This is a genomic window from Sphingobium fuliginis (genome assembly GCF_004152845.1).
GTDB lineage: Bacteria > Pseudomonadota > Alphaproteobacteria > Sphingomonadales > Sphingomonadaceae > Sphingobium > Sphingobium fuliginis.
The window spans coordinates 334754-360574 of sequence record NZ_SEON01000003.1; the positions used below are offsets into that span (position 1 = coordinate 334754).

Consider the following 25821-nt stretch of genomic DNA (forward strand, 5'->3'; position numbering starts at 1 on the left):
TAGTGACTAGCCCAAGCGAGCGCTTTCCGCGAGACACAAGCCTTATAAAAATTGACATCCAGGGGGCGGGTGGAACGTGGGGCGAACTTTCCGACTGTCCCGGTTCGCTTCGCCGGGGCATGCGGGCTGAACAGGAACAGGCATGTCGATCTTCTCGCGTCTCTTCAAACTCTCCTCCCAGGACATGGCCATCGACCTCGGCACGGCCAACACCGTGGTCTATGTGCGGGGGCGCGGCATCGTGCTCAACGAACCGTCCGTGGTGGCGGTCGAGACGCTGAACGGCGTGAAGCGGGTGAAGGCGGTCGGCGACGACGCCAAGCTGATGATGGGCAAGACCCCCGATTCGATCGAGGCGATCCGTCCGCTGCGGGACGGCGTGATCGCGGACATCGACGTGGCGGAGCAGATGATCAAGCATTTCATCACCAAGGTGCACGGCGGCAAGTCGCGGCCGTGGCGCTTCCCGGAGATCGTGATCTGCGTGCCTTCGGGTTCGACCAGCGTCGAGCGCCGCGCGATTCGCGATGCGGCGAGCAATGCCGGCGCATCCCAGGTCTTCCTGATCGAGGAACCCATGGCGGCCGCCATCGGCGCCGACATGCCGGTGACGGAGCCCATCGGTTCGATGGTGGTCGACATCGGCGGCGGCACGACCGAGGTCGCGGTGCTGTCGCTGCGCGGTCTGGCCTACACCACTTCGGTTCGCGTCGGCGGCGACAAGATGGACGAGGCGATCGTCTCCTTCGTGCGCCGTCATCATAATCTGCTCATCGGTGAAGCGACCGCCGAGCGGATCAAGAAGCAGTTCGGCGTCGCCCAACCGCCCGAAGACGGCGTGGGCGAGACGATCCATATCAAGGGCCGCGACCTGGTGAACGGGGTTCCCAAGGAAATCTCGATCAACCAGGGCCAGATTGCCGACGCGCTGGCGGAGCCGATCAGCACCATTGTCGAGGGCGTGCGCATCGCGCTGGAGAATACCGCGCCGGAACTGGCGGCGGACATTGTCGACCAGGGCATCGTTCTGACCGGCGGCGGCGCGCTGCTCAAGGGGCTGGACGACGAGCTGCGCGACGAGACCGGCCTGCCCGTCACCATCGCTGAAGATCCGTTGACCTGCGTTGCGATCGGCACCGGCCGCGCAATGGAGGATCCGATCTTCCGGGGCGTGCTGCAAACCGCTTAAGGGGACAAGATGGCGCGGCCACCCAGCCGACGCCCCGGGCATAACCGGAAGGCGCAATATAGCCTCTTCGCCAGCTATGTCGTGGCGATGACGGGCGCCGCCGTGGGCCTGCTTCTGGTGGTCGTCGCCATTTTCGATCCCACCGGCTTCGCCGCGATCCGCATCGCGACGGCGGAGATTACGCGCCCCGCGTCGGTGACGCTCAAGAATATGGTGAGCGGCGTCGCCTCCATCGACGAAGTGCTGGCGAGCTACTGGCGTGCCGGTTCCCAGAACGTCGCGCTGCGGCGGCAGGTGGAGGCCGACCGCAACCGCATCATAGAGGCGAAGGCGGTGGCGCAGGAAAATCTGCGCCTCAAGAAGCTGCTGAAGCTGGTCGAGGATGACGGCAGCGAATTGCTGACCGCGCGGCTGATCGCGTCCTCCTCCACCAGCACGCGTCGGCTGGCGCGACTGAACGCGGGACGCTGGCAGGGCGTGCGCCCGGGCATGCCGGTGCGCGCGCCGGAAGGGCTGATCGGGCGCATCCATACCACCACGCCCAACACGGCCGAAGTGCTGCTGCTGACCGACACCAGCAATATCGTGCCGGTGCGGCGGGCCAATGACAGCGTACCCGCGATTTCGACGGGACTTGGCGACGGCACGCTGGAGGTCCGCGCGCTGGCGGCCGGGCGTAATCCGTTCAAGCCGGGCGACCTGCTCGTCACCTCCGGCGTCGGCGGGGTCTATCAACCCAATATTCCCGTGGCGGTGATCGTGCGCATCGCGGGCGAGATCGCCTATGGCGTGCCGCTCGCCAACCCCTCCAGAGTGGATGCGGTTGTGGTGGAGCGCTCCTTCGAGGAGGCTGTGACCCGGCCGGAGGGCAATGGCCCGCCGGCTCCTGTCGAACCGGGCGCCGCGCAGAATTCGGTCACGCCATGATCGATCCCCATTTGCAGCATGTGCCGCGCCTTGGCCGTCATCCTTCGCGATTTCGGCTGGCGGGAACCCCGGTCATCACGGTGATGCTGGGATCTCTGGTGACGACGCTGCCGGTGATCGCGCAATCGCCGGTCATGCCGCCCTTCGGCCTGTTGCTGCTTCTGTCCTGGCGGCTGCTGCGCCCCGAATTATGGCGCACCTGGATCGGCGTGCCGCTCGGCCTGTTCGACGACATCGCCAGCGGCCAACCCATCGGATCGGCCATGTGCCTGTGGACCGTCACGCTGATCGGCATAGACGCCATCGAACATCGCATGGTCTGGCGCAGCTATCGGCAGGACTGGTTAATCGCCTCCTTCGCGATTATCTTCTGCATCGCCGGCGGCGTTTTCTTCGCGCGGATCACCGGCGGAGGAGACATCAAGCTGCTGTTGGTCGCGCCGCAAATTCTCTGGACGGTCCTGCTCTTTCCCTTTGTCGTCCGGCAATGCGCCCGGATCGACCGTTGGCGCGTGATGGCATGAAGCTGCCCCTGCTCAAGAAGAAGACCGTCACCGAAGCCTCCCTGTCCTTCACCTTCACGCGCCGGGCGATGGTGGTGGGGGGCCTGCAAGGGGCGATCGGGGCGCTGCTGGTCGGGCGCATGGGCTGGATCAGCGTCGCCGAGAATGAGAAATATAATCTGCTGTCGGAAAGCAATCGCGTCAACCTGACGCTGATTCCGCCGCGGCGCGGGTGGATCATCGACCGCAACGGACGGCCGCTGGCGAACAATCGCACGGACTTCCGCGTCGACCTGATCCCGGAGCGGGCGACGGACGCGGAGAACACCATCCGCAGCCTCGCCCATCTGCTGGCGCTCAGCGATGACGAAGTGGATCGGATCAAGGAGGAACTGGACAAGTCGGCAGGTTTCCGCCCGGTGCAGGTGGCGGAAAAGTTGACCTACGATCAGTTCGCGGCGGTCAGCGTCCGGCTGCCCGACCTGCCGGGCGTGGCCCCGAGCCAGGGCTTTTCCCGCAATTATCCGGCAGGTGCGACCGTCGGGCACCTGCTCGGCTATGTCGGCGCAGCTTCGGCCAAGGACTATGAGGAGCGCAAGGACCCGCTGCTGATCACGCCCGGCTTCAAGGTCGGCAAGGATGGGCTGGAGCGGTCTTTCGACAAGGAACTGACGGGCAAGCCCGGCGCGAAACGGGTGGAGGTGACGGCGCGGGGCAAGATCGTGCGGGAACTCACCACCCGGCCCGACACGCCGGGCAACGCGATCAAGCTGACCATCGACGCGGGCCTCCAGGAATATGCCGGGCGGCGGCTGGCGACGCAGAGCGGGTCGGTGGTGGTGATCGACTGCCATAATGGCGACGTGTTGGCCATGGCGTCCATGCCTAGTTTCGATCCGAACAGCTTTTCCGATGGCATCAGCCATCTGGAATGGGACATGCTGTCGAAGGACGACCATGTCCCGTTGCGCAACAAGACGTTGCAGGGGCTGTACCCGCCGGGATCGACGGTGAAGCCGATGGTGGCGCTCGCGCTGCTGGAGGCGGGAGTTTCACCCATGGAGACGGTGAACTGCGCGGGTGCGATCCGGGTCGGCAACACGCTGTTCCACTGCCATAAACGGCGGGGCCATGGCGGGCTCAACATGCGGGGCGCCATCGCCCAAAGCTGCGACATCTACTTCTACCAGATGGCGCAGCGGATCGGCATGGACCGGATCGCCAGCATGGCGCGGCGCGTGGGCATGGGGCAGAAATTCGCCCTTCCCTTCCCCAGCCAGAGTTTCGGCACCGTTCCCGATCCGGCGTGGAAGCTCAAGAAATACAACCAGAAATGGCAGGTCTACGACACGGTCAACGCGACCATCGGCCAGGGCTATATGCTCATCAACCCGTTGCAGATGGCTGTAATGGCGGCGCGGCTGGCGACGGGCCGGCAGTTGATGCCCAACTTCATCTTCGGCGCGCAGCGGCCCACGCCTGCGTCCGTGGGGGTGAATGAGGAGCATCTGGTGACCATCCGCGACGCGATGAGCGCGGTGGTGAACGGCGGCGGCACGGGCGGCGCGGCCCGCATCCCGCTGCCCGGCGTGATGATGGCCGGCAAGACCGGCACGGCGCAGGTCCGCCGTATCACCATGGCCGAACGCGGGGGCGGCGTGCGCAGCAACGCATCGCTGCCGTTCAAGCTGCGCGACCATGCGCTGTTCCAGGGCTTCGCGCCGTTCGACAATCCCCGCTATGCCATTGCCTGCATCATCGAGCATGGCGGCCACGTCAACCGCATCGAGGACGCGCCCATGATCGCGGCGGACACCATGACTTTCCTGTTCGACCAGGCGAAGGCGATCGAGAAGCTGGAGACCATCGAAAAGGACTGGGGCGGTCCGCCGGCCGAACGGCTGGCGCGGCAGATGGCGGCCTACAGGCTGGCGAAGGCGATCGAGAAGGGCGAGGCGCCTCTTCCCGAAGCGGCCAATGCGATGAACGCATCCGCCGGCAATGGCGCGACCGCGACCGCCGCCCCGCCTCCGGCACCGGCTGCCGAAGCGGACGACGCCCCGCCCCCGGCGGACAGCGCGCCATGAGCATCGTTCCCGAACCCCTGACCGAATTCCCCTGGCGCGTGCTGGGCATATTGCTCGCCATCGCCGGGTTCGGGACCTTGGTGCTCTACAGCGCCGCCGGCGGCAGCATCACCCCCTGGGCGATCAACCAGGGCGTTCGCTTCGTAATCTTTTCGGGCATGGCGCTGGTGCTGAGCCGGATACCGCTGGAGACCTTCGCGCGCCTTGCCTTCCCGGCCTATGGCGTCGTGCTGACCGCTCTGTTCCTGGTCGAACTGATCGGCGGGGTGGCGGGTGGCAGCCAGCGATGGATCAACCTGGGCTTCATGCAGTTGCAGCCTTCCGAGTTCATGAAGCCGGTGATCGTGCTGGCGGTCGCGCGCTTCTACGCGCTGCTTCCGGTGGGGGAGATCAGGCGCTGGAACGCGATCTGGCCGGCGCTGGTGCTGATCGGCATTCCCTGGGCGCTGGTGCTGGTGCAGCCCGACCTCGGCACCGCGACCATGATCGCCGCGGGCGGGGTGACGGTGATGTTCCTCGCCGGTCTGCCGCTGCGGCTGTTCGTGGGATCGGGACTGACGCTGGCCGCCATCGTGCCCATCGCCTTCAGCTTCCTGCACGATTATCAGAAGAACCGCGTCCTCATCTTCCTGGACCCGGAAAGCGATCCGCTGGGCGCCGGCTATCATATCAGCCAATCGAAGATCGCCATCGGGTCCGGAGGCATTTTCGGCAAGGGATTCCTCAAGGGGACGCAGAGCCATCTGGACTATCTGCCGGAGGGGCATACCGATTTCGTCTTCGCCACCATGGCGGAGGAATGGGGGCTGATGGGCGGCGTGCTGCTGATCGGGGCCTTCATGCTGCTGTTCCGCTGGGGCATCGGCGTGTCTCTCCGCGCGCAGGACAAATATGCGCGGCTGGTGGCGGCGGGGCTGACCACGACGATCTTCTTCTATGTCGCGATCAACCTGATGATGGTCATGGGACTGGCGCCGGTGGTCGGCATTCCCCTGCCCTTCATGTCCTATGGCGGGTCGTCCATGCTGACGGTCATGCTGTGCGTCGGAATCATCATGGCCATTGAGCGTTCGGGCCGGCGGCGCAGCAGGCCGGGAAACTGGGGATGAAACAGGCCTGAGCGCAAAAATTTGCCGGCAGACGCGATTTCCTGTTTGCAAAGTCCGATGCGGCTGCTAACAGCCCGCCCACGCCAAAGCGACGGCCCATCCGGGACTAGCCGAAAGCGGATGTGGACGCATAGCTCAGTTGGTAGAGCAGCTGACTCTTAATCAGCGGGTCCTAGGTTCGAGCCCTAGTGCGTCCACCAAATTCCTGGCGATCGAGGCGCAAGCCGAAAGCGGGCGTGGACGCATAGCTCAGTTGGTAGAGCAGCTGACTCTTAATCAGCGGGTCCTAGGTTCGAGCCCTAGTGCGTCCACCAAAAAACTGCGTCCACCAGATCCTCCCCACCCTTGATGCATCGCCGCACGGCTTCTCCCGTCGCCCTCAAGGTCAGACCGGCAGGGCGGTGGTGAACTTCGTCATGGACAGGGCGAAGTGCGACGCAGCACCGGCGACCGAGGGATGCCCCAAAAGGGTCATCATCAGGAAGCGATTATAGTCCGCGACATCCGCGACCACGATGCGCATCAGATAGTCCCATTCCCCCGACATCGAAAAGCATTCGACGATTTCCGGGCGACCCTCGACAAACTGCTCGAAGGCGCGGCGGGCCTCCTGCGCGTGGCTTCGCATGCGGATGTTGCAAAGGACGTTGACGCCCCGCCCGACCCTTTCCGGATCGACCAGCCTGACCGTCCCGGCGAGGACGCCCGCAGCCTCCAGCGCCTTGATCCGACGCCAGCAGGAAGCGCTGGAAGCCCCGACCCGCTCCGCCAGCTCGGCATGGCTGAGCGTCGCATCCTCCTGCAGGGCTGCGATGATCTTTCGGTCGACGGCATCGATCTGTCGGTCCTGTTTCATGAGGAGCAGGATAATCGCCGCATCCCTTTCATCCAAGGGTCCAGTTGAACGATCCGACGCGGATGATTTTGCCGAAACGAAAAGCCTGAATCCGCTTTCCTTTTCGGCCAGCCGGGCTATTCTGTCGACAGGTCGCATCAGGGATGGTTGGGACTGCGGACATGATCGACCTTTCTCCCCAACCACAGGACAAGGGCAGCGGCGCAAAAGCCGCTCCTGCCGCGCCTCAGCATGATCCTGTGCAGACGAACAGCCGGGAGGATGGAAATCCCGCTTCATGGTGGCATGTTCCGCAAGAGCAGATGGAGGGCGCGATCCAGCGCCTGTCGCGCTGGGCAGGCCCCTTCGCGCTGCTCGCCACGCTGTTTTTGCTGGGGTGGTGGATAATAGGCTGATCCTGCTGGTGATTCGGATCGGGCGGCGTTCTGCGCGCCCCGGAAGCGCCGCATGGCAACGCTCGCCATTTCAGGTCGTCGCAAATCTGGGGCAGAGCATCTTCCAGGACAAACGGATCATCGGAAAAGCGGGTCCGCGCACCCCAAGCCCGATTGTCAGTCCACGGCATTTATGCCCTGCTGCTGCGCAACATAAATCAAAACGCTGCGGATGTCTGATGGTTAACACACTGCCGCGCGGCGGTGCCCGGCTTGACGTCAAGACATAAAAAGGGTTGCAGATGTCGAAAATTGATCTGGCGATCGAAGGTGTTCCCAGTCGCCAGCCCGCTACGGCCTCAGGGCAGCGGAATGCGCGGCTTTGGCTGTGCCTGCTCCTGCTGGTTGCCGATATGGCCGCGCTTGCCACGGGCTTCGCCTTCGGGCTGCGCGCCGCCGGCCTGCAATGGCTGGCGGACGGGCAGTGGCAGCCGCTGGCGGGCGGCATGATCGTTTACGCGGTCCTGGCTTTCCATAACCAGGCCTATAATCCCCATTGCCTGATGCGCATGACGCAGTCCTGCCGCAGCGCCACCATGGCTTTCGCAGGAACATTGCTGATCTTCCTGCTGGTTGTCTTTTCGCTGAAGGCGACAGGACAATTGTCGCGGCTTGGCATTTCGGCCGGTATCTTGTGTAGCGGCACCTTGCTCGTCCTACAGCGGCTGATGATCGTGCATATGGTGCGCCGCAACTTTGCCGACGGCCTGTTCGCCCAGCTCCTGATCATCGATGACGGCGCCATTCCCGACGACGTCAGCGGCATGGTGATCGTCGATGCGGCGGCCATCGGGCTGAAGGCCGATCTGGACGATCCCTATATGCTGCATCGCCTGGGCACCCTGCTCCGCGACTATGATCGCGCGGTGATCTCCTGCCCAGCCGAACGCAAGGCGGATTGGGCCCAGATGCTGAAAGGCGGCAACATATTGGGCGAGATCATCGTGCCCGAACTGGACCCGATGGCGCCGCTGGCGGTCCAGTCTTACCGCGGCACGCCCACGCTGGTGGTGTCGCGCGGGCCGTTGAACCTCGCCAACCGAGCCAAGAAGCGCCTGCTGGACATCGCTTTGACCGTACCGGTGCTGATCCTTCTCGCGCCGCTGATGGCGGTGGTGGCGATCCTCATCAAGCTGGACTCCCCGGGCCCCGTCTTCTTCAAGCAGGAACGGATCGGACGCGGCAACATGCTGTTCCATATCCTGAAATTCCGCAGCATGAAGGTGGAGCAGTGCGACAGCGCGGGCGCGACTTCGACGCAGCGGGACGACAATCGCATCACGCGCGTCGGCGCATTCATCCGCAAGACCAGCATCGATGAACTGCCGCAGCTCATCAACGTATTGCTGGGAGAGATGAGCCTGGTCGGCCCCCGCCCCCACGCCCTGGGATCGACGGCGGAGGAACAGCTATTCTGGCAGGTGGACCGGCAATATTGGCACCGCCATGCACTGAAGCCGGGGATCACCGGCCTGGCGCAGATCCGCGGCTTCCGGGGTGCGACGGAAACGCGCCGCGACATATTGAACCGGGTCGAGGCGGATCTGGAATATCTGCATGGCTGGAGCCTGACCCGCGACATTGCGATCCTGTTCGGAACGCTGAACGTGCTGGTCCACAAGAACGCTTATTAGCGCCCGCCGAATGCCAAATCTGGAGCGCGAATCGGCGGAGCGGCCAAGACGCGGGAAAGCGAAAAAGGTTCCGCCGAGAAAATGATATTTGCGACGAAATGTTGCTGAAAACGCTTCGTCGCAAAAGATCTTATCCCAGATTAAGAATTGAGCGCCGTCGCATGGTCATATGCGACGAATCGATGTCAGTAGGCCTTCCTTCCCAACTATTTGTTAACCGCAAAATCGGATATTAACGCCATCACCAATCGGGCGGCGGGAACATCGACGTGGCGGAAGAATTTGCAGCAGTTGCGACGGCACCCTCTTTGATCGAAACGGCGGAGGTGCGCCGTGAGCTTCCCGCTCGCATCGACGGCATGACGTTTGCCGATCACGCCGAAAGCGGCGTACAGCTCCTGTCGCGTTGGGCCGGCATCGTGGCCTTTGTCGGCGCGGTCGCGGCCATCGCCTGGCTGATCTTCTGACCGGACTCGCAAGGCTCAAGCTTTCTCCCAGATTAACAGCTGCAGGGTGCGCCGGGACTGGTCCCGCCGCGCCCTGTTTGCGATGAACCGAGCCGTTGTTTTGACGCGACAAGCTGCTTTTCGGGCAGTGGTTTTACGTAGAAATACTTCTAGCATGCCCTGATTGCTGCAATGCAATAAGGGTCGATTGGTTTTGAACAAATATAATAATCCGCGATTGCGGGGCCGCATTTCTGCGCCCTGCGATCGACAGACTTCATGGTCGCGCACCTGTTTTGCGGCAGCGCTAAGTGGTGCCGCAATGGTCGCGGCCATGCCGACAGTTTCGCAGGCGCAGGATAATGACGGTACGACTGAGCCAAAGCGCATCAACAATGCCATGGAGCAGAAGCGGATCAGGGATTACGGTCTTCATCTGACGGCCGGCCTCGATCTACTCTATGACGACAACGTCTATCGCGTGGACGACCGCGTCGAAAACCCCACCGACGACCTGATCGTCACGCCCTCTCTGGAGGCGACCTATGGCATGCCGGTGGGCCGTCACGACATCCTGCTGCGGGGGAAGATCGGCTATGACCGTTTCATTTCCGAAGGACAGCGGAGCAAGTTGCGTCTGGATACGGAGGCGAAGGCCAATATCCGCTTCGGCGCGACCTGCCTGATCACCCCCCGCGCCTCCTATCGCCAACAGCGCGCTGATTATGGCGACATCAATTCCGCGACCGAAAACCTCCAGAAGTTCGCCACGGTCGGCGCGGATTTCACCTGCGAGCGCCCGGGGCTGTTCCCTGTGGCGAGCTATGAGCATGACAGGACGCGCAATGCCGACCAGTTCGACTATGCCGACCAGACCAGCGATATGTTCATGGGCGGGATCGGCTATGCCATGCCCAGCCTGGGCACGCTGACCGTTTATTATGAGCGGGTGAACAGCAAACGCGACACGCTGGGCATAGAGAACCGCATCAACAGCTACGGGCTGCGGTTCCAGCGCGCGGTGACGCCGATCACGCAGATCGACGCGGATGTCCGTTGGCTCGACGTCAGCAGCGACAGCGCGGCGGTGGGCGGCTATGACGGGCTGGGCTGGAAAGTCAGCCTGTCGACGCAAGCCATTCCGCGCCTGAAGCTGACGGCCATGACAGAGCGCGCCATCGTTAACGACAGCCTGATCGCCAGTGGTTTCGCCATCGATACCAGCTACCGCATCCAGGGCGAATTTTCGATCTCCGAACTGACGTCCGCCGGCCTTTATGCGGAATGGGACCGCAGAAAGTTCCGTCAGGATGCGGCGCTTCGTCCCTATTCGATAACGGCCGACCGCAATCGTCGCTTTGGCGGGCTGTTGACCAGGAAACTTTCGGATCGTTTCGATCTTACGCTGGATGCCCAGCATTACACCCGCAGAACGGACACCAGCGTCTCCAACTATAGCGGCACGCAAGTAACGTTGGGCGCTGCCCTGCATTTCTAGACCCTCAATATATTGGGAGCATGAGCTGTGAAAGCCGATACTCTCCTGAAATCCATCTCGACCCTGCTCATCATTGCAGGTCCGATGGCCGCGACTGCCCAGACCGCCGCCGGAAACGCGGCGGCGACTGCAACTGCCGCGCAGGCGGCAAGCGCAGGCTATCAGCTCGGTCCGAATGACGAGCTGAAAATCTCCGTCTTCGGACAGCCCGACCTGTCGACGACCACGCGCATCAAGGAGGACGGCACCGTCCTGCTTGCGCTGGTCGGGCCGGTTTCCGCCAAGGGGAAGACGACCTCGCAACTGGCGCAGGACATTGCGGCCGGCTATGCCAGCGGCGGCTATCTGACCAAGCCGTCCGTCAGCGTGGAGGTCAGCAATTATGTCAGCCGGTTCGTCACCGTGCTCGGCAATGTGCCGGAAGCGGGCAATTATCCGCTCGACCGGGATTATACGGTGGCGTCGATGCTCGCCAAGGCCGGCGGTTCGACCAAGGACGGCGCCAATGCCGTCATCCTGACGCCTGCGGACGGCAGCGGGCCAGTACGCATTTCGCTGGCCGATATGGGCGCGGGCGCGATGCGGCCGCTGAAGGCGGGCGACACGCTGTTCGTGCCGCCCGCGGAAAAAGTCTATGTCTACGGCCAGGTCCAGCAGCCCGGCGCCTTCTCCTATGTGCCGGGGCAAAGCTTCCGGCAGGCATTGGCGTTGGCGGGCGGACCGACGCTGGCGGGTTCGACCAAAAGGATAAAAGTCCGGCGGGAGGGGAAGGAAATACAGGCCAAGCTGGACGATCCGGTCAAGCCTGAAGACGTCCTCATCATCCGGGAGAAGCTGTTTTGACGACACTCGATCAAGGCTTCGCGCACTCACGCTCCAGCCAGAAATCCGGTATTTTCGACAGGTTTCTGTCCCTTACGCGCAGCGGCGAAAAGCGCAACGAGCGCGTCATACCCGACGACGTGCCGTTGCATCTGGACGTGCCCGCCCTGCCCGGCTTCCGGCATGACGCGCCGGAAGCGCAGCCGGAGGAAGCGGCGCACCGGCCGCTCTCCATGAGCGCCATGGCCGCGCCGATCAAACCCATCAGCCTGCGCCGCGACAGCATCTATGCGGCGTTCAACACCGCCATGCCGGTGACCGACCGCCATGGACTGGCAGGGCGCAACAGCGAACTGGAAAAGCTGGTCGAGGCGATCGTCGTGCAACGCAAGCATGCCGTGATCTTCGGCACGCGCGGATCGGGCAAGACCTCGCTCGCCCGCGTGTTCGGGGATCTGGCGGACGAGGCGGGATGCGTCGCGCTTTATGCATCCGCCAATGGCGAAGCGGATTTCGACTCCCTCTTCCGTCCCTTCCTGACCGAATTGCCGATGAGCAGCGCGGGACAGGAACGGGCGCGCAAGATGATGAGCGAGCCGCTGGACGTGTCCCGCCTCTCCGCCCTGCTGGTGGAGGAAGTGCGGGAGCGTTCCATCCTCATCATCGACGAATATGACCGGGTGCAGTCGGAAACGGCCAAGCAGGACGTCGCGACGCTGCTGAAGCTGCTGACCGACATCCACTCGCCGGTACAGGTCGTGCTGGTCGGCATCGCCAGCGACATTGACGGGCTGATTGCCGCCCACCCCTCGCTGCGCCGCCATCTGGTGCCGCAGCGGGTCGCGCCGATCCCCAAGCCGGAGCTGGAGCGGCTGCTGCTGTCCTGCGCCTCCAACGCCCGGCTTTCCATCGACGAGGATGCGCTCGACGCATTGTCGAGCGCGGCCATGGGATCGCCCTATCATGCGCGGCTGTTCGGCATGTCGGCCGCGCTGGTGACGGAATCGGCCGCGCGCGACCGGATGCTGCTGTCCGATGTCGAGCAGGGGCTGCTCTCCGCGCTGGAGGATTGGCAGGAAATGAGCGGCCAGACCCATGCGCTGTTCCGCCGCATCCTGTGGGAAGCGGGTTCCACGCGGCGGATGATCGCTCTTGCCGCCGTCGTCGCCTCCCAAATGTCCGCCATCAGCTATGAGCGGCTCGTGAAGCTCGGCCATGAGGTGCTGGGTGGCGGGTCGGTGAACGAAGGCCAGGCACGCGACGCGATGATGCGGCTGCAGCCCGCGCTGGTGGCGACGCCCAATGGCGAGCTCTGGATGTTCGAGGATACGCTGGCGCCGCAATTTCTGCTGCTGATGGCGAAGCAGCCGGTGCAGAGCGCACCGCCTGTGCAATCGCCCGCGGAGGAGATGCGCGCGCTGCTCAAGGGAGTGGACGGGCTATGACCATGAACCCGATGGATTTGCTGGCCGCGCTTCAGGCGCGCTGGCGCACGGCGGCGATGATCGGGGGCATATTGTTCCTGCTCGTCGCGATCACCGCTTTTCTGCAACCGCGGCAATATATGGGCACGGCGTCGCTGCTGCTCGACCTTTCGCAGACCGATCCGACCGACACCAATACGGCGCAGGGGCCCAAGCCCGACACGGATTCCATCCTGGGCACGCAGACGGACATCATCCGCAGCGGCAAGGTGATGAACGCCGTGGCAAGGGAAGCGGGCTTCGTCAATGCGATGCCGACGGACATGCCCGCCGATGCACGGGTGCAGGCGGCAGCCGCCACGGTCGCGAAGAACATGACCATCACCACCGGCCGGCAGAGCAACGTGCTCCAGATCCAGTATCTGGACGCCGATCCGCAGGTCGCCGCAAAGGTCGCCAACCTGATCGCCCGGATCTACATGCGCGAACAGGTGGAACTGCGCGCCTCCCCGGCGCGCGGATCGGCCAAATGGTTCGACGAGCAGACGGAGGAAGTGCGCCGTCGCTATGAGATCGCGCAAAAGAAGCTGTCGGACTTCCAGCGGGCGCACGACATCATCGGCATCAACCGCATGGACCTTGAGGCGGAGAAGCTGAAGAACCTGTCCTATCAGCTTACCCAGGCGCAGGCGGAAGCGGCGGCCGCACGGTCCAAGGCCGGTGCGGGCAGCGTTTCCGACATCGAAGGATCGCTGATCGTCCAGAATTTGCAGGAACAGGTGGCGGCGCAGTCCGCCAGGGTATCCGAACTGCAAAAGACCCTGGGCCCCAATCATCCGACCATGGCGGCGGCGGCCGCCCAACTGTCCGAACTCCAGTCCAAGCTGGCGGCGGCGCGCGCCAGCCAGGCCGGCGCGGTCAGCGCCAACAGCGTGGCGGCCAGCCGGCGGGAGGGCGACCTCAAGTCCAACATGGCGGGGCAGGAGGATCGCATGATCCGCATGTCGGACGTTCAGGATCAGCTCATGGTCCTCCAGCGCGACGTGGATGCCGCGCGGCAGACCTATGACACGGTGCGGCAGCGCTTCAACGAGGCGGTGCTGAAGAGCCAGATATCCCAACCCAATGCCAGTCCGCTGGATGAGGCCACCGTGCCCCTGCTGCCTGCCAAGCCCAATATCATGCTGTGGCTGATCGGCGGGATCGCGCTTGGCCTGGTCGGCGGCGTGGCTGCCGTCATCCTGATGGAGATCGTCCATCCCCGCGTTCGTTCCGCGGCCGGCGTCGCCCGCGCCACCGAGGTCGATGTCATCACCGAACTGGTGCCGGTCCCTGCGCGCCAGGCCAAGTTCTTCAAGCAACAGGAGGCCGCATGAGACTGCGTTCCACGGCGGGCGCCCCGCATCAACTGGCCTCGGGCGGCAGGGCAGGCGGCGGCGCCGCGCTGCGTCCCCGCGCCCGCGACAGCCATAATTTCGCCCGACTGGCGGTGGAGCACGGTTTCCTGGCCGAAGCCGATGTGCACAAGGTCGAGGCGCATGCCCGATCCCAAGGGCTGGCGCTGCATGACGCGGCGGTTGACCTGGGGCTGCTGAACCCGGAGGATGCGGGCATGCTCGCGGCCTTGCAGGGCGGCTTCGCCCTGCTGCCGGAGGGCGACCAGCGGGTCGATCCGCTGGTGGTCGCGGCCTTCGACCCCGCCAATGCCTATGCCGCCAAGGTGCGGACGATCCGCGCCAAGATGCGCGCCGCGGCCAAGGAGGGCGATCCCGCTGCCCTGCGGCTGGCGGTGCTGGCCATAGAGGCAGGCGACGAGGCTGCGATCATGGCGGCGAACCTTGCCGTCGTGCTGGCCCAGATGGACGGGCAGACGATGTTGATCGACGTCGACATGGGCCGGCCTTCGCTCGACCGGCTGTTCCGCATCGCGAACAAGGCAGGACTGGCCGAACAATTAATGGGCAGCGCCGCGCTGCTGCCCGCGGCCAGGACGGCGGTGGAGGGCCTGTGGCTGATGACCGCCGGTCGCGCATCCGGCAGCGCGGCGAGCCTCGTGACGCGCGGCCCGCTGGCGGAAACGGCCAATGGCTGGGGCCTGCGCGACACGTCGATGCTGTTCTACCTTGCGGAGCGGAAGGGCGACCAGACGCCCTATGGCAGCATATTGGCGGGCTTCGACGCCGTCGTGATCGTCGCGCGGCGCGGCGATACCGCCATTGCCGACATGCGCCGGGTCATCGACGATCTGGACCGGCATGGCGTACCGATCGCCGGGACGGTGATTGCATGAGCGCCGAACAAGCGCTGGCGCGTCCCCAGCCCCTTCCTTCTCCCGGAATCGGTCCGGGCATAGGGAATGAAGCCCCCGTCGCGCATGTCGGCGGCCTGCCCGTATCCACCCTGTCGCTGGATGCGCTGATCGCGAAGATGCTGGTGGAAGCGCCCCTGCGCCGTAGCCTGGAACAGCAGCCGTCGCTGGTGTTCGACGCCAACGGCCAGGGCCTGTCGATGAACGCCACCGATCCGGACTTCCGCGCCAATCTGGCGCAGGCGGACCTGATCCATGCCGACGGACAGATCATCGTCGCGGCCTCCCGCTGGTTCGGCGGACCGCAGATCGCGGACCGCTCCAGCACGACGGACATGTTCATCGACAGCCTGAAACCGGCGGCGGAGGCTCAGGTCAGCTATTATCTGCTCGGCGGCGAGGAGAAGGTGAACGCCGCCTGCGCGAAGGAGATCCTTGCGCTGGCGCCGGGTCTTCAGCTCGCCGGACGGCGCAACGGCTTCTGGAAGCCGGAGGAAGAGGATGCGGTGATCGACGCGATCAATGCCGCCGCGCCCGACGTCCTCTGGGTCGGCACCGGCAAGCCGCGCGAGCAGGCCTTTTGCGTGCGCAATCGCGACCGGATCAAGGCCGGCTGGATCGTCACCTGCGGCGGCCTGTTCAACTATATCACCGGCGACTATCCGCGCGCGCCGCTCTGGATGCAGAAGTCCGGTTTCGAATGGCTGCACCGCATGGCGACGCGGCCCAAAGAACTGGCCTGGCGCTACATCACCACCAATCCGCACGCCCTCTGGCTGATCTGGAAACATCGCCATGGCTGAAGCCCAGGTGGCTGAAAATCTTCCGACGGGCCGCGTCCGGCGCCTTGGCAGCCTGTTCGGCCGCTTCGGGCTGGCGAGCCTGTCGTCGGCGATCGTCTCGGTCAGCCATCTGCTGGTCCAGCTCTTTTCCATCCACCATCTGGAAACGGCGGCCATCGGCACGCTGGCATTCCTGCTGGTGATCATCCAGTTCGGCTATGGCCTGTCCAATGCGCTGGTGTCGACGCCCTACACCATCGCGGTGAACCAGGGAGACGATGCCGATGCCCGGAGCTTCGACTTCTTCTTCCCGGTCAACCTGATGCTGGCGGCCAGCCAGGGACTGATCTGCGCCGCCATCGCCTGGGCAACCGCCTCTCCCGCCGCCGCCCTGCTGTTCGGGATGGCGGGCATGCTGTCGCTGATCCGCTGGTTCGGGCGCTCCAATGCCTATGCGCATCATGCTCCGGCAAGGGCTGCACGATCGGACCTCGCCTATGCAGGGACGATCCTCGCCGGACTGCTGATCGCGATGCGGACCGGCGCGGACATGCCCGCCATCGGCGGCATGCTGGTGGCGGCCAGCCTGGTCGGACTGCTCCCCTTCGGTCTCGCCTATCTGCGGCGGCACTTCGCCATGGCGCCCGCCCGCGCGATGGGCGCCTATCGCCCGGTGTGGAAGGAGCAGTCGGCCTGGACGCTGGTCGGCGTGCTGTCGACGGAGGCGACCTCCAATTCGCACAGCTATATCGTGACGCTGCTCGCCGGGCCGACCGCCTTCGCGCCGATCGCCGTGGGGATGCTGTTCTTCCGCCCGGTCAATGTCTGCATCACCGCCCTCACACAGTTGGAGCGGCCCCGCATGACCCGGGCCGTGGCGCGCGGCGATCATGACGCGGCGATCAGGTCGGAACGGGTCTTCATGGCCGCGCTGGTCATGCTGTGGCTGGCGACCTGCGCCGTGGCGGCGATTGCCCTCTATGCCTTTCCAGGCCTGATCCTGAAGCCCACGCTGGACCACCGGCTGGTGATGGTCGCGGTGGGCCTGTGCGCCCTCCTCTCCCTCGTCCAGTGCGTGCAGACGCCGATGAGCGTGATGACCCAGGCGCGCAAGGCCTTCCGCCCACTCGCCGCGCAGAGCATGCGCAGCTGCGGCGTCGGGCTGGTCGCCGTGACGCTGCTGGTGCTGGGCACCGCGCCCGTCTTCTCCATCGGCGGGGTCGTGCTGTCGCAGCTCGTCATGATGCTCGGCATCTGGCAACTCGACCGCAAATGGCGGCGCGATCAGCGGGGAGCCGCCTGACCATGGCGACAAGCTGGCATCGCGGCGGTGTCGCCGCCATCCCCGCACAGACGGGCGGCGGCCAGAGCATGCGCATGATCTGGATCACCCAGATCTTCTATTTCGTCTTCCTGATGATGGTCTTCATCGGCCAGCAACCCTTCGCCTCCCGCACGCAGGACGAGCTGGTGGCGATGGCGCAGGAAAATGACGGGTCGGACCTGTTCAAGCAGATGCTGTTCATCGGCTTCGCCCTGCTGCTGACCGGCGTGCAGATCATCCGCAAGCATCCGCTGCAATATAGATTCACCTTCTGGCCGCTGGCGATCATGCTGGTCTGGTTCTTCATTTCCTGCACCTGGGGCGTGGACCCGTTCGTGTCCTTCAAGCGGGCGATGCAGCAGCTCATCGTGATCTACATCACCTTCTGCGCGCTGTCCCTGATAGGGCCGCAGCGGCTGTTCGACGCGCTGCGCGCGGCGCTGATCGTCTCGCTGATCATCTGCTGGGTGTCGCTGCCGCTGACACCCGCCGCCGTCCATCCACCGACCGAAAGCGACAAGGCGCTGATCGGCGCATGGCGCGGTTTCTTCTTCCACAAGAATATCGCCGGGGCCGTCATGGCGTTGACCTTCATCGTCTGCGGCAATGCATGGATCGACCGGCGCAAATGGTATTATGCGCTGTTCGCGGTCATGGCGTTCGTCTTCGTGATCGGGACTAAGAGCAAGACTTCGCTCGCGCTGTGCGTCGGCATGCTGGCGATCAGCAACATCTATCGGGCGCTGAGCGACAACACGCAGAAGCGCGCGATATTGCTGCTGATGCTGGGTTTCGGCATGGTGGGCTTCCTGGCGCTCTACATCGCCTATCAACCGACCATCGAGCGGCTGTTCGCCGATCCGACCAGCTTCACCGGGCGGGTATCGATCTGGCGGGTGGTGTTCGATTATCTGGCCGATCATCCCTATCTGGGCGCGGGCTTCGGCGGCTTCTGGCAGGTGGGCGTAAACAGCCCCGCGCATGACTATCTGAACCAGCAATTCCAGATGCTGACCGCCCATTCGCATGACGGCTATCTGGAAATCTGGGTGACGACCGGGCCGCTGGGCCTCATCATGCTGCTGGTCAGCTTCCTTGCCTTGCCCGCCTATTGGTTCCTGACCGGCTCGACCAGGGAGAACCAGGCGCTGATGGTGCCCGCCTTCGCCATCTGGGTGTTCGTCATGTACCAGAACCTGCTCGAAACCAGCTTTTTCGACAAGGATCGCCAGGTCTGGGTGATCTTCCTCGCGGCCATCGCGGCCGCCCACGCCACTTTCAAGGCCAAGCCGCGCCCGCAATGGACCCGGCGCCACCATCTCCAGCAGGAGAGCGTCCATGGCTAATATCATCGTCTGCATCGCCACCTGCAACCGGCCACAGGGATTGCGCCGGACCCTGGAATCTCTCGCTGCGCAACAAACGCGGCACCATCTGGAAGTGCTGGTGGCCGACAATGACGCGGCCCATCAGGAAGGGCTCGCCGTGGTCGAGCAGCTCGCTTCCCAAGGCTATCGCTGGCCGATCGAAGCCCTGCTGGTTGCGGAACGCGGCATTCCGCTGGTGCGCAACGCGCTCGTCGCCGCCGCGCTGGCGCGGCCCGGCGCGACCCATGTCGCCATGCTGGACGATGACGAGGCAGCCTCCCCCGGGTGGATCGACGCCATGGCCGATACGGCGCAGCGCTGGGAGGCGGACGTGGTCGGCGGCGCCGTGCTGCGGGAGATGGACAGCGCCATCGCTCCCTGGGCGGCGCGCCATCCCCTGCTCGCCCCCAAGCAACGCGGGCAGTCCGGCCCGGTCGCGCTGGTGGACAGCACCGCCAATGTGCTGATCGCCGCCACGGCCCTGCGCGCCATGGGGGAGCGCCCCTTTGACGAGCGCATGGCGCTGACCGGCGGGTCGGACAAGCAACTGTTCACCCGCATGCAGCGCGCCGGCTTCCGCTTCGCCTGGTCGGAGGAGGCGGTCGTGACCGAACTCATCCCCGCCAGCCGCGTCACCGCCCGATGGCTGCTGATGCGCGGCTATCGCGTCGGTATGACCGACATGATGGTGGAGCGTTTCCACAGGGGCCGGCTGCGCGCCCTGTTGGGCGAAGCGCCGCGCATCGTCGCGGGATTCCTCGTCGGATCGCTGGGCGCTGTCGCGACGTTCGACCGGGGCAAGCGGGTCGAACGGCTCGGCAAGCTTTATCGCGCGGCCGGCAAGATCGCCGGGCTCGCCGGATTCCACTATGAAGAATATCGAAAGGTGCATGGCGCATGAGCGATGCCGCGCTGGGCAAGCAACCCTTTTTCTCCGTCGTCATCCCGCTCTACAACCGGGCGGAAATCGTCGGCGACACCATCCGGTCCGTGCTGGCGCAGGACTGGCAGGATTTCGAGATCGTCGTGATCGACGACGGTTCGCGGGACAATCCCGGCCCCGTGATCGACGCGATAGGCGATCCGCGCGTCCGCTATATCCGGCAGGATAACGCCGGCGGCGGCGCGGCGCGCAATGCCGGCATCATGGCGGCCGACGGGCGCTATATCGCCTTTCTGGACTCCGACGACCTGTTCCTTCCCGGCAAGCTTTCCATCATGGCGAAGGCGCTGGCGGGAGATGACGGGCGAACGGTGCTCTATTCCCGCATGAAGGTGGACCGGGGCGTCGACCGCTACTGGATCAGGCCCGACCGCGGCATTCGCGAGGGCGAGGATGTCGGGGAATATCTGTTCTGCGCCAATCAGTTCATGCAGACCAGCACCATGGTCGTGCCGACCGGCATGGCGCAGCATGTGCTGTTCGACCCGGCTTTGAAGAAGGGACAGGATCTCGACTTCTGCGTCCGGCTCCAGGGCGCGGGGGCCCGGTTCCGGATGATCGACCAGCCGCTGACCATCTGGCTCGACGCGACGGAGGCGGGCCGGACATCCTATGTGAAGGGCTATGAAACCTCGCTCGACTGGCTCGACCGCTGCGGCCACATGCTCACCAACCGGGCGCGGCGGGGCTATCGCGCAACCGTGCTGGCCTATCATATGGCGCCGATCAGGCCGGTGGTGGCGATCAAGGATCTGGCGGTGGGCATGGTGGCGGGCGGCGTTCCTCCCCGCGTGATCGCCCGGCAGGTGCTGCGATCCTATCTGCCCAAGCCGCTCTACCGATCGCTGGTCAACGGCTTCGTCCTGCGCTTCGGCAAGGCCGAGGCCGCCACAAGTGGAGCCGGTTCGTGATGACCGCCTGGCAACCTCCGTCCAGCCTGAAGGCTGCCACCGCCGCGCCGCTGTTTTCCGTGGTGATCCCCACCTATCAGCGGCGCGACGCGGCGGTGGCCGCCGTCATGTCCGCCCTTGAACAGACGGTCGCGATCATCGAGGTGATCGTGGTCGTGGACGGATCGACGGACGGGACGGAAGTTGCCCTGGGCGCGATCAACGATCCGCGTCTCAAGGTCATCGTGCAGGAAAATCGCGGTGCGGCGGCCGCGAGGAACAAGGGCATCGACCATGCCCGCGGACGCTATATCGCCTTTCTCGACTGCGACGACCGGTTCCTGCCGCACCATCTTGCCGACCTGCTGCCCCTGTTGCAGGAGAGCGAGGATGTCGTCGCCTATGGCCAGGTGCTGGCCGACCGTGGCGAAGGACGCAATTTCCTCAAGCCGCCGCGCGCCATCGCCCATGGCGAAACCATGGACCGCTATCTGATGTGCGATCGCGGCTTCATCCAGACCAGCAGCATGGCCCTCAGCCGGACGCTGGCGGAGAAGGTGCGCTATCGCGAGGATGTGAAATTCGGCGACGATACCGACTTCGCCCTGCGCCTGTCGCTGGCCGGGGCGCGCTTCCTGATGACGGAACGGCCCGGCACCATATGGGCCGACCGCGATGCCGACGACCGGCTTTCGCAGGTGCGCGGCAGCATCGGCAGCCTGACCTGGCTGCGGGACCTGCGCCCCCATATCAGCCCGCGCGCCTTTTCCGCCTATATGGGCTGGCACGCCGCGAAAAGCATCTGGCCGACCAGCAGGCGGCAGGCGATGCGCTACTATCTGGGGGCCGTCTGCCGGGGCGCCTTCGGTCCCCGCCTGGCGGCGACCGTGCTGTTGCAGATCGTGATGCCCGACCCGGTCTATCGCCGCATTTCCGACCGCTGGATCGACCTGTCCCACATGCTCGCCGGCAAGGGGCAGAGGCTGTGAGGCGGCGTGAATTCCTGGCGGGCGCGGCGGCGCTTTCCGCCTGCTCCCCCATCCAGCCGAGCGCCGCACAGGTCGGCGGCACGGCAGGGCTTTCAGCCCATGCCCGCAAGTCGGGCCGCTATTTCGGCGCGGCGATCAAGTCGCGCCAGTTGCGCGAAGACCCCGATTTCACCGCCGCCGTCGCCCGGGAGTGCGACATGGTGGTCCAGGAATATGAACTGAAGCGCGGCACGACCGAGCCGAAACCCGGCAAATATGATTTCAGCGGCGCCGACCAGATCATCGCCTTCGCACAGCAGCATGGCATGCGCGCGAGGGGGCATGCGCTGGTCTGGTACGCCGCGCAACCGCCTTGGCTGGAACCGGCGTTGAAGGCCGCCGGCCGTGCCGAACGCGAAACGCTGATGACCAGCTATATCGACACCGCCATGCGCCGTTACGCAGGCAAAATCCGCGAATGGGACGTCGTCAACGAAGCCATCGAGCCCAATGACGGCCGCGCCGACGGCATGCGCGCCAAAAGCATGTGGATGGATGCGCTGGGCGAGGATTATATCGACATCGCCTTCCACCACGCGCGGGAAGTCGATCCCCGGCCCATGCGGTTCCTGACCGATTTCGGGATAGAACATGACTCCCCCCGCTGCGAGCGCCGCCGCACTGCTCTGCTGAAGCTGCTCGACCGGTTGATGGCGCGCAACGTGCCGGTGGACGCGGTCGGCATACAAGGGCATCTGAAGCCCTATAGGGAAGGTTTCAACCAGGCCCTGTTCGCGCGCTTTCTGGAGCAGCTCAGCGGCTATGGGCTGGCCCTCTCCATCACGGAATTCGACGTCGCGGACCGGGGTGGGCCACCCAATCCGGACAAGCGGGACAAGGAGGTCGCCTCCGTCGCCAAGGCCTTTCTGGACGTGGCGCTGGACAATCCGGCGATGCGTTCGGTGCTCTGCTGGGGGCTGTCGGACCGCTATAGCTGGCTGTCCAGTTTCAAGGATTACAAGTGGCCCGACGGCCAGTTGTCGCGCGGCCTGCCTCTGGACGGCGGGATGCGCCGCAAGCCGCTGTGGGACGCCATAGCCGCCGCCTTCGACGCGGCCCCCGCCATGAGGAGCGCAGGCGCATGAGAATTTCCTCGCTGACCGGCCTTCGCGGCGTGGCGGCGGTGTCGGTGCTGCTGTACCACATCCCGCATAATCCGGCGTTCGAGGCGTTTCGCCTGCCGCTTTTTTCCCGCGCCTATCTGGCGGTCGACCTGTTCTTCATCCTGAGCGGCTTCGTCATCTCCTTCGGCTATCACGACCGGGTGGTGAACCATCTGGGGTGGGCGAGCTATGTCGACTTCCTCGTCAACCGCATGGCGCGCGTATGGCCGCTGCACCTGATCGTGACGCTGGTGTTCATGGCGCGCATCGTCCTGAACATCTCCGGCAGCCAGGCGATCGCGCTCGATGCGCCGAACATCCTCACCAACCTGCTGATGGTGCAGAGCTGGGGTTGGGGAACGGAGCCGATCGCGGGCAACAGCTGGTCCGTCAGCACGGAGGTCGCGGCCTATCTCATCTACCCGCTGATCGCCATCATCGCCTTCTCGCGATGGGCATGGGTGCAGGGGTTGCTGTGCGTCGGAATATTGGGCCTGGTGGCGCTGTCGGGCCGGGGTTCCAGCGGTCCGCTGGACGTCAATGACAGCGACAGCGTGCTGACGCTGCTGCGCTGCCTCGCCGGTTTCTCGCTGGGCGTTCTCAGCTATCGCTGCGCAGAGAAGGCGTGGTGCCGGCGGCTCATCGACCGGACGGGCGCATTCGCCATGATCTGCGGGCTCATCGCGCTCGCGCTGCTGCTGCCTGGAAAGGCCGATCTGCTGGTGGTCTGCCTGATGCCGGCGCTGGTGCTGAGCTGCTATTATAACGGCGCGGCGGCGCGGGCGGTGATGGCCAATCCGGTCAGCTTCCATCTGGGCCTGATCAGCTATTCCATCTATCTCTGGCATCCGCTGGTGCGCGACGTGTTCGCCCGCGGCATGGGCGTGGCGCACAGGCATGGAATCACCGGCTTCGACGGACTGATCGTCCTCGCCATGCTGGTGGCGACCTGGCTGCTCTGCTGGGCGAGCTATGCGCTGGTGGAGGTGCGCGGGCACCGCTTCATCAAATGGCTCCAGCGCGGCGGACGGAGCCGCAAGCCCGTGGTCGAGGCGGCCGCCTGATGCCCGCGGTCTGGATCGCCATTCCCACCTTCCGCCGGCCCGAACAGCTCCGCCACCTGTTGGAGGCCCTGCCCGGCGTAACCGACCGCCATGATGTGATGGTGCTGGTGGCGGACAATGATCCGGTCCGGCAGGAGGGAGCAGCCGTGGTCCGGTCCCTGCTGGCGGAGGGATATGGCCTGCCCGTGACGCTGCTGACGGTGACGCAGCCGGGGCTCTGCGCAGTTCGCAATGCCATCGCCGCCGCCGCTCTGGACGACCCGGCGATGCGTTTCCTGGCGATGATCGACGATGATGAGTGGCCGCAACCCGGCTGGCTGGACGCGCTGCTGATCTGTCAGGCGCAGGTGGGCGCGGATGTCGTTGCCGGGCCGGTGGGCAGTTGCTTCGTGGGGCAGCCGCCGCGATGGGCGCGCGAAACGCTGGTCTTCCGCGCGGAGGAACGCCCATGGGGGGCGACCGGCATGCTCTGGGCAAGCAACAACCTGCTGGTCGGCCGGCGCGCCTTTGCAATGATCGGCGCGCCCTTCTTCGATCCGCGCTTCAACCGCAGCGGCGGAGAGGATCTGGATTTCCTGGCCCGGCTGCATGAGGCAGGCGCCCGCTTCGGCTGGTCGCCCGATGCACGGGTCAGCGAATGGGTGCCGGCGGAGCGGGCGCGCCTTTCATGGGTGCTGAAACGCATGTGGCGCATCGGCTGCACTGAAACCATGGCGCGGCGCAAGGCCCTGCCCGGCCGCATCGGCGGCGCGAAGCTGCTGGCCCGGTCGATTGCGATATTGGGACTGCGGACCGCGGGACTGGCGGCCCTGTTGCTGCCCGGCGCGCGTCGGGTGGACATCGCCGGACAGTGGGTCAAGAGCTGGGCGCGCCTCTATGCCCTGGCAGGAGGCGCGCGCAGCTATTACGGGGCGAGCCATTATGGCGCGCTGTAGATTTTGAAGCTCTTGACGACCATGTCGCCCGACCCGTCATCATAAGCGCCATCGGTCTTCACCGCGACGTCCATGATGGGATAGAAGCGGAAGCCCCGGAAGGGATTGACCGACTGATAGGTTTCCACCCCATCCACGAACCAGGTGATGTAATCGCGCTGGATGTCCACGGCGAAACGATGGAAACCCTGGGAATAGCCGCTGAGGCCATAGGCCTGCTGCGTCTGGATCGTGACGCCCCGCTGATCGTAACGGGTGCCGTTGGCCCCGATATGCAGGGTATGGGCGACATGGCGGTCGAAATCCCAATAGCTTTGATAGCCGAACCCTTCATAAATATCGATCTCGGGCGGCCAGCCGCTGGTCGACACCAGCCAGAAGGCAGGCCATGACCCGCGCCGGCTGGGCATTTTGGCTTCCCATTCATATTGGCCATAGCCGATCTGCGTCGCCAGGAAATTGCGCCCGTCGAGCACCGACGACCCATAATACCATGTCTGGCCGCCATAGCTGATCGGCGTCTTCAGCTTTTGCGTATGCAGGACTAGTCCGTTCGTCCCCCAATAGACCGGCCCTTCGATGCCGGGGAAAATGCTGGAATCGAGATAGAGGCCGGTTTCCCCATTGGCGATCTGCGTCCGGCCATGGGCAAGCGAAGTCGCCCAGCGGTCCCAACCGCCATCGGGGGACCGCCTATGCGTGTCCTTGAGCAGTTCGAACTGAAGCGTGCCGGTCGCCGCGAAGCTTCGCGGCTCGCGAAACATACCCGTCGCCCTAGCGGTTGCGATGGCCGTGCTGCTGGCCATGATCGTCGCGGTCGATTGACCCTGAAGGCCGCCCCAGGGCGCCTCCCGCAGCTTGACCTGGAACTGCTGGCCTTCCGTGGCGCCGATGATCGGCACCGCGACGGTCTGCACCAGCGGATCGCCGGGGCGGAAGATCACCACCGTGTCGACCGTCTGGTAATTATAGCCCGACAGTGCGCGATAGGTGCCCGATCCGTTGACCGTGATGATCCGCGCGATCACCGTATTGGGCGTCGGCCGATCCAGCGTCACCGGCACATAGGCCACGCTGCTGCCCGGACGAAAGCTCGCATTGCCCAGCGACAGCGTCGCCTTTGCCGGCAGCTTCGTCCCATTGGCGAA

24 protein-coding genes and 2 tRNA genes are annotated in these 25821 nt (G+C 65.0%); 24 read left to right on the plus strand and 2 right to left on the minus strand.

The annotated features are described in order from the left end of the window. The first annotated feature begins 142 nt into the window (after positions 1-142). The 7 genes from EWH10_RS10405 (at position 143) to EWH10_RS10435 (ending at position 6129) form a co-directional block, all read left to right on the plus strand. Positions 143-1189, plus strand: coding sequence for a rod shape-determining protein (locus EWH10_RS10405; RefSeq protein WP_007685698.1), 1047 nt, complete (start codon positions 143-145; stop codon positions 1187-1189). A gap of 9 nt (positions 1190-1198) precedes the next feature. Further along, positions 1199-2116, plus strand: coding sequence for a rod shape-determining protein MreC (gene mreC, locus EWH10_RS10410; protein WP_025550150.1), 918 nt, complete (start codon positions 1199-1201; stop codon positions 2114-2116). Further along, the gene (locus tag EWH10_RS10415; protein WP_025550149.1) at positions 2113-2640 is read left to right on the plus strand and encodes a hypothetical protein; all 528 of its coding nucleotides are present in this window, start codon (positions 2113-2115) and stop codon (positions 2638-2640) included. The genes mreC and EWH10_RS10415 overlap by 4 nt, the downstream gene beginning before the upstream one ends. Beyond that, a complete protein-coding gene (gene mrdA, locus EWH10_RS10420; protein ID WP_044662415.1) occupies positions 2637-4706 on the plus strand; it encodes a penicillin-binding protein 2 in 2070 nt (689 codons plus the stop codon). The genes EWH10_RS10415 and mrdA overlap by 4 nt, the downstream gene beginning before the upstream one ends. After that, entirely contained in the window at positions 4703-5815 is a 1113-nt protein-coding gene (rodA, locus tag EWH10_RS10425) for a rod shape-determining protein RodA (protein ID WP_044662416.1), read from the plus strand. Before mrdA ends, rodA begins: the two co-directional genes overlap by 4 nt. Positions 5816-5939: 124 nt before the next feature. Continuing rightward, positions 5940-6015, plus strand: a tRNA-Lys gene (locus tag EWH10_RS10430). Positions 6016-6053: 38 nt separating this feature from the next. Then, positions 6054-6129 (plus strand) — tRNA-Lys (locus tag EWH10_RS10435). Positions 6130-6200: 71 nt separating this feature from the next. Here EWH10_RS10435 and EWH10_RS10440 read toward each other — a convergent pair. Beyond that, complete coding sequence (locus EWH10_RS10440) at positions 6201-6671, minus strand: Lrp/AsnC family transcriptional regulator (protein ID WP_044663163.1); 471 nt, start codon at positions 6669-6671, stop codon at positions 6201-6203. Between the two features lie 161 nt (positions 6672-6832). On the opposite strand from EWH10_RS10440, the gene EWH10_RS10445 reads away from it, so the two are divergent. The 17 genes from EWH10_RS10445 (at position 6833) to EWH10_RS10525 (ending at position 24673) form a co-directional block, all read left to right on the plus strand. Further along, on the plus strand, positions 6833-7066 hold the full coding sequence (locus EWH10_RS10445; protein ID WP_025548787.1) for a hypothetical protein: 234 nt from the start codon (positions 6833-6835) through the stop codon (positions 7064-7066). 281 nt (positions 7067-7347) lie between these two features. Continuing rightward, positions 7348-8739, plus strand: a complete 1392-nt coding sequence (locus EWH10_RS21980; protein WP_025548789.1) for a sugar transferase — start codon at positions 7348-7350, stop codon at positions 8737-8739. Positions 8740-9008: 269 nt separating this feature from the next. Beyond that, positions 9009-9206: a hypothetical protein gene (locus EWH10_RS10455; RefSeq protein WP_130029976.1), complete on the plus strand. Its 198-nt coding sequence runs from the start codon at positions 9009-9011 to the stop codon at positions 9204-9206. A 301-nt stretch (positions 9207-9507) separates the two neighbouring features. Continuing rightward, complete coding sequence (locus EWH10_RS10460) at positions 9508-10683, plus strand: hypothetical protein (protein WP_044662417.1); 1176 nt, start codon at positions 9508-9510, stop codon at positions 10681-10683. Positions 10684-10710: 27 nt separating this feature from the next. Then, a complete protein-coding gene (locus EWH10_RS10465; protein ID WP_025548792.1) occupies positions 10711-11526 on the plus strand; it encodes a polysaccharide biosynthesis/export family protein in 816 nt (271 codons plus the stop codon). After that, the gene (locus EWH10_RS10470) at positions 11523-12950 is read left to right on the plus strand and encodes an ATP-binding protein (protein ID WP_044662418.1); all 1428 of its coding nucleotides are present in this window, start codon (positions 11523-11525) and stop codon (positions 12948-12950) included. The genes EWH10_RS10465 and EWH10_RS10470 overlap by 4 nt, the downstream gene beginning before the upstream one ends. Beyond that, positions 12947-14305: a GNVR domain-containing protein gene (locus EWH10_RS10475; protein WP_007685675.1), complete on the plus strand. Its 1359-nt coding sequence runs from the start codon at positions 12947-12949 to the stop codon at positions 14303-14305. Before EWH10_RS10470 ends, EWH10_RS10475 begins: the two co-directional genes overlap by 4 nt. Continuing rightward, complete coding sequence (locus tag EWH10_RS10480) at positions 14302-15219, plus strand: P-loop NTPase family protein (protein WP_037511814.1); 918 nt, start codon at positions 14302-14304, stop codon at positions 15217-15219. The genes EWH10_RS10475 and EWH10_RS10480 overlap by 4 nt, the downstream gene beginning before the upstream one ends. Next, a complete protein-coding gene (locus EWH10_RS10485; protein ID WP_025548798.1) occupies positions 15216-16040 on the plus strand; it encodes a WecB/TagA/CpsF family glycosyltransferase in 825 nt (274 codons plus the stop codon). Before EWH10_RS10480 ends, EWH10_RS10485 begins: the two co-directional genes overlap by 4 nt. Further along, positions 16033-17322 (plus strand): polysaccharide biosynthesis protein, encoded by a 1290-nt coding sequence (locus EWH10_RS10490; RefSeq protein ID WP_044662419.1) that lies wholly within the window; start codon positions 16033-16035, stop codon positions 17320-17322. The genes EWH10_RS10485 and EWH10_RS10490 overlap by 8 nt, the downstream gene beginning before the upstream one ends. Continuing rightward, on the plus strand, positions 17292-18689 hold the full coding sequence (locus EWH10_RS10495; protein ID WP_044662420.1) for an O-antigen ligase family protein: 1398 nt from the start codon (positions 17292-17294) through the stop codon (positions 18687-18689). The genes EWH10_RS10490 and EWH10_RS10495 overlap by 31 nt, the downstream gene beginning before the upstream one ends. Next, entirely contained in the window at positions 18682-19611 is a 930-nt protein-coding gene (locus EWH10_RS10500) for a glycosyltransferase family 2 protein (RefSeq protein WP_044662421.1), read from the plus strand. The genes EWH10_RS10495 and EWH10_RS10500 overlap by 8 nt, the downstream gene beginning before the upstream one ends. Further along, positions 19608-20564 (plus strand): glycosyltransferase family 2 protein, encoded by a 957-nt coding sequence (locus tag EWH10_RS10505; RefSeq protein ID WP_044662422.1) that lies wholly within the window; start codon positions 19608-19610, stop codon positions 20562-20564. Before EWH10_RS10500 ends, EWH10_RS10505 begins: the two co-directional genes overlap by 4 nt. Next, entirely contained in the window at positions 20564-21532 is a 969-nt protein-coding gene (locus EWH10_RS10510; RefSeq protein WP_025548804.1) for a glycosyltransferase family 2 protein, read from the plus strand. The genes EWH10_RS10505 and EWH10_RS10510 overlap by 1 nt, the downstream gene beginning before the upstream one ends. Continuing rightward, complete coding sequence (locus EWH10_RS10515) at positions 21529-22656, plus strand: endo-1,4-beta-xylanase (RefSeq protein ID WP_044662423.1); 1128 nt, start codon at positions 21529-21531, stop codon at positions 22654-22656. Before EWH10_RS10510 ends, EWH10_RS10515 begins: the two co-directional genes overlap by 4 nt. Continuing rightward, complete coding sequence (locus EWH10_RS10520) at positions 22653-23738, plus strand: acyltransferase family protein (protein WP_044662424.1); 1086 nt, start codon at positions 22653-22655, stop codon at positions 23736-23738. Before EWH10_RS10515 ends, EWH10_RS10520 begins: the two co-directional genes overlap by 4 nt. Continuing rightward, a complete protein-coding gene (locus EWH10_RS10525; protein WP_044662425.1) occupies positions 23738-24673 on the plus strand; it encodes a glycosyltransferase family 2 protein in 936 nt (311 codons plus the stop codon). Before EWH10_RS10520 ends, EWH10_RS10525 begins: the two co-directional genes overlap by 1 nt. Here EWH10_RS10525 and EWH10_RS10530 read toward each other — a convergent pair. Then, positions 24658-25803, minus strand: coding sequence for a glycoside hydrolase family 16 protein (locus EWH10_RS10530; RefSeq protein ID WP_065845992.1), 1146 nt, complete (start codon positions 25801-25803; stop codon positions 24658-24660). The genes EWH10_RS10525 and EWH10_RS10530 overlap by 16 nt on opposite strands. Between the last annotated feature and the right edge of the window lie 18 nt (positions 25804-25821).